The organism is Candidatus Binatia bacterium, from assembly GCA_029243485.1.
Lineage (GTDB): Bacteria > Desulfobacterota > Binatia > UBA12015 > UBA12015 > VGTG01.
Genome location: JAQWRY010000058.1, coordinates 103,535 through 113,426, shown reverse-complemented (window position 1 = coordinate 113,426; position 9,892 = coordinate 103,535). Strand labels below are relative to the sequence as shown.

Below are 9,892 nucleotides of genomic sequence, written 5' to 3'. Positions count from 1 at the left end.
GCAACGGCCTTCTAAGCCGTAGGTCGAAGGTTCAAGTCCTTCCTGGCGCAGTTCGTGAAATCGGGGGGTTGCGGGGTCGTCGACCTGATTCCGATCGGCCTCGGAACCGTCGTGTGACCACTTTGTTCGGGTTCAGAGACGCCGATTACCCGGCAGGAGAGCTGCACTGATAACCCTTCCGCGGCCATCACTTGGATCGCCGCGTACCGACGCCCGGGCGGGAGTCACCCTTCCAGGAGCTTCGTTGCCCGACGATGGAGCTGGAGTTCGTTCTTAAGCTCGTGCACGCGCCTGTGAGCCGCGGCGAGCTCGACCTGGGCAGCTGACGAGATGCCGGACTTCAAGCCCCTGTCGACCCGATCCTGGCGATGCCAGTCGTAGATTGTCTGCTGGCTGATGCCGAGATCCGTCGCGACCTCCGCGACACGCCTCCCCGCTTCGACAAGCTTCAGTACCCGTCGCCTAAACTCGGCCGGATAGCCCCTTCTGCCCATGCTGTCCTCCTCCGACAGCAGCTCTAAATTCCAGAAATCCGACTCCGCAATACCCGGGGCACATCAGTCGCGTGTCGGGTTGGAGGCGGTGTCTCCGGAGCGATGCCGAATCACTCGCCGTGGGCACTCATGTACCCCGGTAGGCCGTTCTGCTGCAGGGCTGCCGCCGTGTTCTCGAGGTCTTCTCGCGTATCGGCGGTGTGCCAGGGGCCGTTGTAAACGTACCCGAAAAGGCGCGCCTGTTCGGCGAAGAGGTCGGGATAGAGACCTCGCATCGAGCTGAACGGGCCTTCGGGCATGCGTGCGAGCACGCTCGGCGACAGGATCTGCACGGACGCGAACATGTACTCGGGCAGCCCGGGAGGCGCGCCCCGTCCGAGGAAGCGTTGGATCCGGCCGTCGGGGTCGATGCCGAATACACCGTACGCGTCCTTGCGGGGATCGTCGCGCAGCACGAACGTCGCGAGTGCGTCTCGGCGGGCGTGGAAGGCCAGTACGTCTTTCAGTGGGACCTCGGTCACGACGTCGGCGTTCAGAACGACGAGCGGGCCGTCGACGGGTTGCTCAAACAGAGTCGCAGCCTGTCGAATGCCGCCGCCGCTGTCGAGAAGGACGCGTTCCACGGAGTATCGAATGCGGACCCCGTACTTCGAGCCGTCGCCGAGTTCGTCGCGCACGCGGTCCGCGAGGTGATGCACGTTGACCACTACGTCCTCGATGCCGTTCTCGCGCAGCAGGCCGAGGCCGTATGCGATCAGGGGATGGCCCGCGACTTCGACGAGCGGCTTCGGCGTGTGGTCGGTTAGCGGCCGAAGTCGCGAGCCCAATCCGGCCGCGAGGATGATCGCGTGCGGACGGCTCATGCGAAGTACGCGCTCCGGTCGGCGAGAACGCGCGCGAGTCCGTCGTCGCCCAGTTCATCGAGCGCACGTCGCGTCTGTCGCGCCATGCGTGGGATGTAGTGCAGGTAGCCCGGGTTGCCTTTCTCGATTGCGAGGAAGCGGAAGCGGCCGATGACGCGAAGCGTACGGAAGACGACCGAGGTGTAGTAGTCGCGGCGGAGCACGGTGGGGTCGGTGTAGAGGTCGACCCCGGCGCGCGCGAGGGCGGTTCCGTATGTGTCGAGGAGTTCGCGCTCGTCGGCCGCGGAGAACAGCTCGTCGCTGTCGCGGTCGGTGCAGAGGCTCGCGAGGTCGTAGGTCGGTGGGCCGAGCATCGCGTCCTGGAAGTCGATCACGCGTAGCCGGCCGTCCGGGTCGACGTGGAGGTTCCAGGCGTGGAAGTCCCGGTGCATCAGTCGGCGCGGCTGCGCGGCGAGAGTGTCGCCGAGGCGGGCGAGGGCGCCTTTCGCCTCGGGATGGTCCCCCGGCGAGCAGGTCGGCCCGTCGTCGGAGGCGGCGAGGCCGTGCGAGAGGACTATGTCGAGCTCGCGTCGCAGCAGTGCCTCGTCGTGGCTCCGCGAATACGCGACGCAACCCGGGTCCGGGGCCGACGCGGCGAGTGCCGCGAGCAGGGCGACCACGTCGCCCAGGAGGCGCCGGCGCTCGTCGGGGCTGGTGGTGGGGTCCCGCAGGGGGAGGGCCAGGGGCCGATCGCCCACATCCTCCAGGAGAAGGAGGCCCAGATCCCGGTCGCGCGCCCCGTAGACTGCGGGAACGCCGATTCCCCGGCCCTCGAGGTGCCTCTGGATGTTCAAGAAGGACAGCTCTGGGGCAGTGGCGGCCGTTTTCTCCGGCAGGACCATCCCGATCGCCGTCTGCGGGGCGCCGCCGCCCGAAAGATGGAGCCGGACGTAGCGCCGGGTGGACGCGTCCCCGGCCAGTGGCTGCTCGCTGGACACGCTCGCGCCAGGAAAACACCCCTCTAATATGGCCGTCCAGTTTGACATCGGTCCCCCTAATTCCTAGCTAATCTCGGGCTCGCGGTGGAGCGCGCGCCCGTCATTTCGGGACCTTTTCGTGAATCCGTATCTAGCGCTATTAATGAGTTTCGCCCTGTGCGGGCTCGTAGCCACCATCATGGTGTGCGCCAGTTGGATCCTGGGGCCCAAGAACCCGACCAAGACCAAGCTCGAAATCTTCGAGACTGGGAATCCGCCGGTCGGCTCGTTGCGGGGGGTTCGCTTCCCGATCAAGTTCTACCTCACCGCCATCCTCTTCATCGTTTTCGATATCGAGGTGGTGTTCATGTACCCTTGGGCGGTCGTGTTCCGGCAGCTCGGTTGGGCCGGACTGGCTGAGATGGCCGTGTTCGTCGGGGTCCTGACGGTGGGCCTGGCCTACGTGTGGCGAGTTGGCGCCCTCGAATGGGAATGATCACGCAGCAGCGGCGCGAGGCGCAGCGGCACGGGGACAAAATGACGATGCGGCGGGGCGGGTGAGATGGAGGTCTTGTTCACTTTGGGGAAGGTCGTCGTTGCCTTCCTGATCGTCCTGCAGCTCACGCTGATTCTCCTGTGGGTAGAGCGCAAAGGCTCGGCCCTGATCCAGGACCGTGTTGGCGCGAACCGCGCCAACCTCTTCGGCGGCGTTCTGCCGTTCAACCTCGGCATCGTGAACACGTGGCTGGCCGATCCTCTGAAGCTCTTCCACAAGGAAGACATCGTCCCGGCCGAGGCCGACCAGTTCCTGCACTGGCTCGCGCCGTGGATCGCGATTTTCCCGTTGTTCGTGACCTTCGCCGTGATTCCGTTCGGTGACGTGCTCGTCGCGGGTGACTACACGATCAACCTGCAGGCCGCCGAGCTCGACCTCGGCATCCTCTACGTTCTCGCGATGCTCTCGCTGGCCGTCTACGGCGTGGTCGTCGGCGGCTGGGCATCGAACTCCCGATACTCGTTCCTGGGTGGGGTTCGCGGCACCGCGCAGATGGTCTCCTACGAGATCGCGTTGGGCCTGGCGCTCGTGAGCGTGGTGCTGACCTTCGGCACGATCGACTTTCAGCAGATCGCCCGCGATCAGGGTGAGCTGATGTTCGGCTTCCTGCCCGCCTGGGGCGTTTTCTACCAGCCGATCGCACTCGTCATCCTGTTCATCGCCGGCATGGCGGAGTCCAAGCGCGTGCCCTTCGATCTGCCCGAGGCCGAATCCGAGCTCGTTGCCGGTTTCTACACCGAATACTCGGGTTCGAAGCAGTCGGTCTTCATGATGGCCGACTTCGTCGAGGTCGCGATCGTCGCCGCCCTGATCACCACGCTGTTCTTCGGCGGGTGGCAGGTCCCGTATCTCTACCGCGAGGGCTTCGCCTTCCCGGGTGGGTTCGAGATCGCGTTGCCGTCCCTCCTGGTGACGGTGCTGCAGGTGGTGTCCTTCCTGATCAAGCTGTTCCTGTTCTGCTGGATTCAGATTCTGGTTCGCTGGTCGCTGCCGCGACTGCGCTACGACCAGCTGATGGAACTCGGCTGGAAGCGGCTCCTGCCGCTGGGGCTCATCAACGTGGCCGTGACGGCCGTGCTCGTTCTCTTGTTCGACGGAAAGACGATCCCGTGACGCTCTTCTGGATCCTCGCTTTCCTGACGGTGCCGGCGGCTCTCACGGTCGTGCTTCACCGCAACCCGGTCTACTCGGCGTTGGCCCTGGTGTTCACGCTGTTCCAGGTCGCGATCATGTTCGTCGCGTTGGACGCGTTCCTGATCGCGTTCCTGCAAGTGATCGTCTACGCCGGCGCGATTCTCGTGCTGATCCTGTTTGCGATCATGCTGCTCAGTCTGGAGCCGGAAGAACCTTCCCCCGAGCGGAGCACGATTCGCGCGTGGGGTTGGGGTCTAGCCGCACTTCTCGGACTCGAGCTTGGCGCGGTCGCTACGATGGAGCATTCCGGGTCCGCTGAAGCGGGCCCCGCGGACTTCGGCTCGGTCACGTCTGTCGCGACGGAGCTGTTCTCCACCCATATGCTGCCGTTCGAGCTGACGAGCATCTTGCTCCTCGTCGCGGTCGTCGGAGCCGTAGTGTTGGCGAGGCGGCGGAGCTGAGTATGGATACCCCGGTCGAAAACTATCTCGTCCTGGCGGCCATTCTGTTCGGAATAGGCGCGCTCGGCGTCCTGATCCGGCGGAACGTGATCGTCATCCTGATGTCGATAGAGCTCATGCTGAACGCCGTGAACTTGACCTTCGTCGCGCTCGCGCGGCAGCACTGGTCGGTCGATGGCCAGGTCATCGTGTTCTTCGTCATGACGGTCGCCGCCGCGGAAGTCGCGGTCGGTCTCGCCATCATTCTGGTGAACTTCGCGCAGCGAAAGACGATCAATGCGGACGAGATCAACCTCCTTCGCTGGTAGGCGCACGGGTTCGAGAGCATGACCGACATGGAGACCTCACTACTGCGCTACATCGTCCTGGTGCCGCTTCTCGGCTTCGGACTGGGCGCACTGGCCGCTAACCGGGATCGTCCGGCGATCGCGCGGATGACGGGCCCCGGCGCCCTGATCCTGACCTTCGTGCTCGCTCTGTTCGCCGTCAGCCGCCTCTGGGGGCTCGCCCCCGACGGTGCGCTCGTCGACAACATCTACACGTGGATCGAGGCCGGGCCGCTCAGCATCGACCTGACGTTCCGCGTGGACCGGCTCACCAGCGTGATGATCCTCATCATCACCGGTGTGGGCTCGCTGATCCACATCTACTCGCTCGGGTACATGGACGACGAGCCGGACGTGGCGCGCTACTTCGCCTATCTGAACCTCTTCGTCGCCTCGATGCTGATCCTCGTGCTCGGCGATTCCCTGCCGGTGATGTTCATCGGTTGGGAAGGGGTCGGGCTCTGCTCCTATTTGTTGATCGGCTTCTGGTACAAAGAGATGCCGAACGCGGACGCCGGCCAGAAGGCGATGATCGTCAACCGTATCGGTGACGCCGCGTTTCTGATCGGCATGTTCCTGCTCTTCTGGAGCCTGAACGAGATCGGCACCGCGACGCTGAACCTGCAGGGCATCAACGAGCAGGCGGGCGACCTCGCGGCGAAGCTTCCGTGGGTTCCGACCGTGGCCTGCCTCCTGCTTCTCGTCGGTGCGACCGGCAAGTCGGCCCAGGTTCCGCTCTACGTTTGGCTGCCCGACGCAATGGCCGGGCCCACGCCGGTTTCGGCTCTGATCCACGCCGCGACGATGGTGACCGCGGGCGTCTACATGATTGCCCGTCTCTCTTTCCTCTACGTCGAGGCACCGGTTGCGATGGAGGTCGTCGCGACCATCGGCGGGATTACCTGCCTGTTCGCCGCCACCATGGCGATCGTCCAGGAAGACCTGAAGAAGGTCCTCGCGTATTCCACGGTCTCTCAGATCGGTTACATGATCATCGGTGTGGGAGTCGGCGCATTCTCGGCCGGCATCTTCCACCTCATGATGCACGCCTTCTTCAAAGCGCTGCTCTTCCTGTGTGCCGGCGCCGTCATGCACGCGCTGCACGGGGAACTCCGCATGTCGCACATGGGGGGTCTCAAAGAGAAGATGCCGATCACCGCGCGCACGTTCCTGATCGCATCGCTCGCGATCGCTGGCGTGCCCGGCTTCGCAGCCTTCTTCTCCAAGGACATGGTACTCGAGGCCGCGTTCGTGAACGGACACACCTTTGTGTGGCTGCTCGGAACGACGGCGGCGGGCTTCACGGCATTCTACGTGTTCCGTGCCTACTTCCGGACCTTCACCGGTGAGAGCCGGATGGACCCGGAGAAGGCCGCGCACGTCCACGAGATGCCGAAGGTGATGACGGTGCCGCTCATGATCCTCGCGGTCCTGTCGACCATCGGTGGCTACATCGGAATGCCGTTCCACCTCTTGTGGGGGGACGCCATCGGCGAGTATCTCGCACCGTCCCTCGCGCAGATCGAACATCACGGTAATCCCAGCACCGGGACTCTGCTGATGCTGATGGCCTCGGCCACCGGTGCCGCGCTCTTCGGAATCTGGTGGGCGCACACTCTGTACGTGCGATCGCCCGAGACGCTCGATAAGGTTTACGCAAAGACGACGCGGATCTACGAAGTGCTCTTCAACAAGTACTGGATCGACGAGTTGTACGATTCCCTGATCATCGATCCCTACAAGAGAGCGTCGCGTTTCTTCTGGAAGACCGTGGACTCGGTCGTGATCGACGGCGTCGTGAACGGCGTCGGTGCCGTGGTCGTGTGGAACAGCGGCGTGCTGCGTCGTCTTCAGACCGGCAACGTCCAGTCCTACGCCTTGGGTATGCTGCTCGGTGCGGTGGCGATCGTCGGTGGCTACTGGCTGTTCGTGGGGGTGGGGTAGGCAATGGACCTTCCGATCCTCAGTCTGATCACCTTCTCGCCTCTCGTCTTGGGGCTCCTGCTGCTCTTCCTGCCGTCCGAGCCGGTGAAGATCCCGCAACGCGCGGCCTTGGCCTTCTCGCTCGTTCCGTTCGTGCTCGCGCTGATGATGCTGAATCAGTTCGATCCGGCGATCGGCGAGTTGCAGATGACCGAGACGGTGTCGTGGATGCCCTCGCTCGGCATCTACTATTCGCTCGGCGTCGACGGGTTCTCCCTGTGGCTCGTCGTCCTGACGACGTTGCTCACGCCGGTCGTCATCCTCGGTTCCTGGACCGACATCCGGCACCGAGTGAAGGAATTCCTGTTCTTCATGCTCCTGCTGGAGTGGGGGATGCTCGGCGCGCTGGTCGCGGTCGACCTGTTCCTCTTCTTCATGTTCTGGGAGCTGATGCTCTTCCCGATGGCTTTCGTTCTCGGGATCTGGGGCGGCCCGCGTCGCTACTACGCGCTGGTCAAGTTCGTGCTCTACACGATGGCGGGCAGCGCCCTGATGATGGTCGCGATGCTCTACCTCGTCCTCGCCCACGCCAAGTCGGGGACGATGACGTTCGACATCGTGACGCTGTACGACACGGTTCTCACGCACCGCGAGGAAACGCTTCTGTTCTGGGCGTTCGCGATCGCGTTCTTCATCAAGGTTCCGATGTTCCCGCTGCACACCTGGTTGCCCGACGCGCACACCGAGGCGCCCACGGGCGGCTCGGTGGATCTCGCGGGCATCCTGCTCAAGATGGGCGGTTACGCGTTCCTCAGGTTCGCGATTCCTCTCTTCCCGCACGCCGCGCAGGAAGCCTTCCCGATCGTGATCGGGCTGAGCGTCGTGGGAATCATTTACGGGGCGATGGTGGCCTACCCGCAGCCGGACATGAAGCGGTTGGTCGCGTACTCGTCGGTGAGCCACATGGGCTTCGTGATGCTCGGGCTCTACTCCTTCGACGTCATGGGCATGACCGGCGGCGTCCTGCAGATGCTGAACCACGGTCTCACGACCGGCGGGCTGTTCCTGTTGATCGGCTTCATCTACGACCGCACGCACACACGACAGATCGCCGAGTACGGTGGCGTCTGGGCCGTCGTGCCGATCTTCTCCGTGCTCTTCCTGATTGTCACGATGGCATCGATTGGCCTGCCCGGAACGAACAGCTTCGTGGGCGAGTTCATGATCTTGCTCGGCATGTTCCGCGTCCATCCCTGGGCCGCCGCGATCGCGACGACGGGTGTGGTTCTCGGAGCCGCTTACATGCTTACGATGTACAAACACGTGGTCTTCGGGCCGCTCAAGAACTCGGCCCTCGAGAGTCTCACGGATCTGTCTCCCCGTGAGGTGCTATCGGTCCTGCCGATCGTGGTTCTGATCTTCTGGATCGGCGTCTATCCGAAGCCCTTCCTCAATCGCATCGAGCCGACGGTCGAGGTTCTCCTCGGGCGTCTCGAGCGCGCCGGGGCGACGCGTTATCTCGCGGACGCTGGTGACTCGAAGGACGAAGCGCGGGTGGCAGCGCGATGATCGACATCGGATTCGGAGCGGCCGAAGCATGGGCCATCGCGCCTTTCGCCATCGTGGTGGTCTTCGCGATGGGGATCTTGCTGTACGAGACGTTCTTCCCGGACAACGACCGCGGCGCCGAGCTGCCCTTCTGGTTCTCGATCCTCGGGCTCTCGGGCGCGGCGATCGCCTCGCTTCTAGCGTGGACCGACGGGCCGGCTGCCTACGGTGGGACGTTCTCGACTGATGGCGTAGCCGTATTCACGAATCTCGTGTGCTTCCTCGCCGCGGGCCTCTCGCTCATGATGGGCGTGCACTACATGGCCATGGTCGGTGTCCGCGCGAGGGAGTTCCATTCGCTCGTATTGTTCGCCGTCGCGGGCATGATCATCATGGGCGGCGCTCGCGACCTGATAGTGCTCTTCCTCGGAATCGAGGTCATGTCGCTCCCGGCGTACGTGCTGGCGGGCATTCGACGACAGGATGAGAAGTCGGGCGAGGCTGCCCTGAAGTACTTCCTCCTCGGTGCGTTCGCGACGAGCTTCCTCCTCTACGGAATTGCGCTGCTCTACGGTGCGACGGCCAGCACCAGCTATGCGGGTATCGCTGCGGCTCTCGGTGATGCGCCGCGCCTGCCGGTTCTCGCCGGCATCGCGATGTTGATCGTCGCGCTCGGCTTCAAGGTCGGCGTCGTGCCGTTCCACTTCTGGGCGCCGGACGTCTATCAGGGCGCGCCGACGCCCGTCACCGCACTCATGGCGGTCGGGGTGAAAGCGGCCGCGGTCGTGGGTACCGCGCGTTTGTTCCTCACGGCCCTCGAAGGACTCCACGTCGAGTGGAGCATGGTGCTGTGGTGGGTCGCGGTTGCGACCATGACGCTCGGCAACTTCGTTGCGATCTCGCAGAACAACGTGAAGCGCATGCTCGCGTACTCGAGTGTCGCGCACGCGGGGTACCTCTTCGCGGCGATCGCGGCCGGTACGAGCCGCGGCGGCGGGGCGGTCCTGTTCTACCTGCTGACGTACGCCTTCATGAACCTCGGCGCCTTCGCGGTGGTGATTGCGATGGGGACCAAGGACGAGCCGAACGAGCTCCTCTCCGACTTCGCTGGACTGGGGAGCCGGCGGCCTCTGCTCGGTGGCGCCATGGTGCTCTTCCTGCTCTCGCTGATGGGCATTCCGCCGCTCGCCGGTTTTGTCGGCAAGCTCTACATCATCGAGGCCCTGGTCGACGCCCAGCAGGTCTTGCTGGCCGTCGTACTGATCCTCAACAGCGTCGTCTCGGGGTATTACTATCTCCGCGTGATCATGGAGATGTTCATGCGGGACCCGGTGAAGGACGCCACCGAGATCGAGCCGCGGCCCTACCTGATGCTGTGCGTTGCGGTCGCCCTCTTCGGCACCGTGTTCTTCGGAATCTTCCCGGACGTGGCTCTGGATGCCGCCCGGGACTCCTTCGCCGCGCTTCGCTGAACGATCGTTCCGCCCCCGGGGCTCTTCCTGTCGGCTGCGGGGGCGAATCGTGCACGGCTACGAATACTTGCATTCCTGCCAGGCCTCCGCATCCGCCGGGGCCCTATTTTCTCAGTAAAAACAGACATCTTTGGAGTCGGGCGTGGCACCCATCTTGCG

10 protein-coding genes are annotated in these 9,892 nt (G+C 64.1%); 7 read left to right on the top strand and 3 right to left on the bottom strand.

What is annotated here, in order from left to right; genetic code table 11:
- Positions 1 to 224: 224 nt before the first annotated feature.
- The 3 genes from P8R42_16695 to P8R42_16685 all read right to left on the bottom strand — a co-directional run bounded on the left by P8R42_16695 (position 225) and on the right by P8R42_16685 (position 2,382).
- Positions 225 to 494, bottom strand: coding sequence for a transposase (locus P8R42_16695; GenBank protein MDG2306253.1), 270 nt, complete (start codon positions 492 to 494; stop codon positions 225 to 227).
- A 110-nt stretch (positions 495 to 604) separates the two neighbouring features.
- Positions 605 to 1,357: a nucleotidyltransferase family protein gene (locus P8R42_16690; protein MDG2306252.1), complete on the bottom strand. Its 753-nt coding sequence runs from the start codon at positions 1,355 to 1,357 to the stop codon at positions 605 to 607.
- Positions 1,354 to 2,382, bottom strand: coding sequence for a phosphotransferase (locus tag P8R42_16685; protein MDG2306251.1), 1,029 nt, complete (start codon positions 2,380 to 2,382; stop codon positions 1,354 to 1,356). The genes P8R42_16690 and P8R42_16685 overlap by 4 nt, the downstream gene beginning before the upstream one ends.
- A 94-nt stretch (positions 2,383 to 2,476) precedes the next feature.
- Between P8R42_16685 and P8R42_16680 the strand changes: the two genes are divergently transcribed.
- The 7 genes from P8R42_16680 to P8R42_16650 all read left to right on the top strand — a co-directional run bounded on the left by P8R42_16680 (position 2,477) and on the right by P8R42_16650 (position 9,733).
- Positions 2,477 to 2,809 (top strand): NADH-quinone oxidoreductase subunit A, encoded by a 333-nt coding sequence (locus tag P8R42_16680; protein ID MDG2306250.1) that lies wholly within the window; start codon positions 2,477 to 2,479, stop codon positions 2,807 to 2,809.
- 66 nt (positions 2,810 to 2,875) lie between these two features.
- The gene (locus P8R42_16675; GenBank protein ID MDG2306249.1) at positions 2,876 to 3,982 is read left to right on the top strand and encodes an NADH-quinone oxidoreductase subunit H; all 1,107 of its coding nucleotides are present in this window, start codon (positions 2,876 to 2,878) and stop codon (positions 3,980 to 3,982) included.
- Positions 3,979 to 4,464, top strand: a complete 486-nt coding sequence (locus P8R42_16670; protein ID MDG2306248.1) for an NADH-quinone oxidoreductase subunit J — start codon at positions 3,979 to 3,981, stop codon at positions 4,462 to 4,464. The genes P8R42_16675 and P8R42_16670 overlap by 4 nt, the downstream gene beginning before the upstream one ends.
- A gap of 2 nt (positions 4,465 to 4,466) precedes the next feature.
- Positions 4,467 to 4,772: an NADH-quinone oxidoreductase subunit NuoK gene (gene nuoK / locus P8R42_16665; protein ID MDG2306247.1), complete on the top strand. Its 306-nt coding sequence runs from the start codon at positions 4,467 to 4,469 to the stop codon at positions 4,770 to 4,772.
- Between the two features lie 27 nt (positions 4,773 to 4,799).
- Complete coding sequence (gene nuoL / locus P8R42_16660; GenBank protein ID MDG2306246.1) at positions 4,800 to 6,734, top strand: NADH-quinone oxidoreductase subunit L; 1,935 nt, start codon at positions 4,800 to 4,802, stop codon at positions 6,732 to 6,734.
- A 3-nt stretch (positions 6,735 to 6,737) separates the two neighbouring features.
- The gene (locus P8R42_16655; protein MDG2306245.1) at positions 6,738 to 8,282 is read left to right on the top strand and encodes an NADH-quinone oxidoreductase subunit M; all 1,545 of its coding nucleotides are present in this window, start codon (positions 6,738 to 6,740) and stop codon (positions 8,280 to 8,282) included.
- Positions 8,279 to 9,733, top strand: a complete 1,455-nt coding sequence (locus P8R42_16650) for an NADH-quinone oxidoreductase subunit N (GenBank protein ID MDG2306244.1) — start codon at positions 8,279 to 8,281, stop codon at positions 9,731 to 9,733. The genes P8R42_16655 and P8R42_16650 overlap by 4 nt, the downstream gene beginning before the upstream one ends.
- The last annotated feature ends 159 nt before the right edge of the window (positions 9,734 to 9,892 follow it).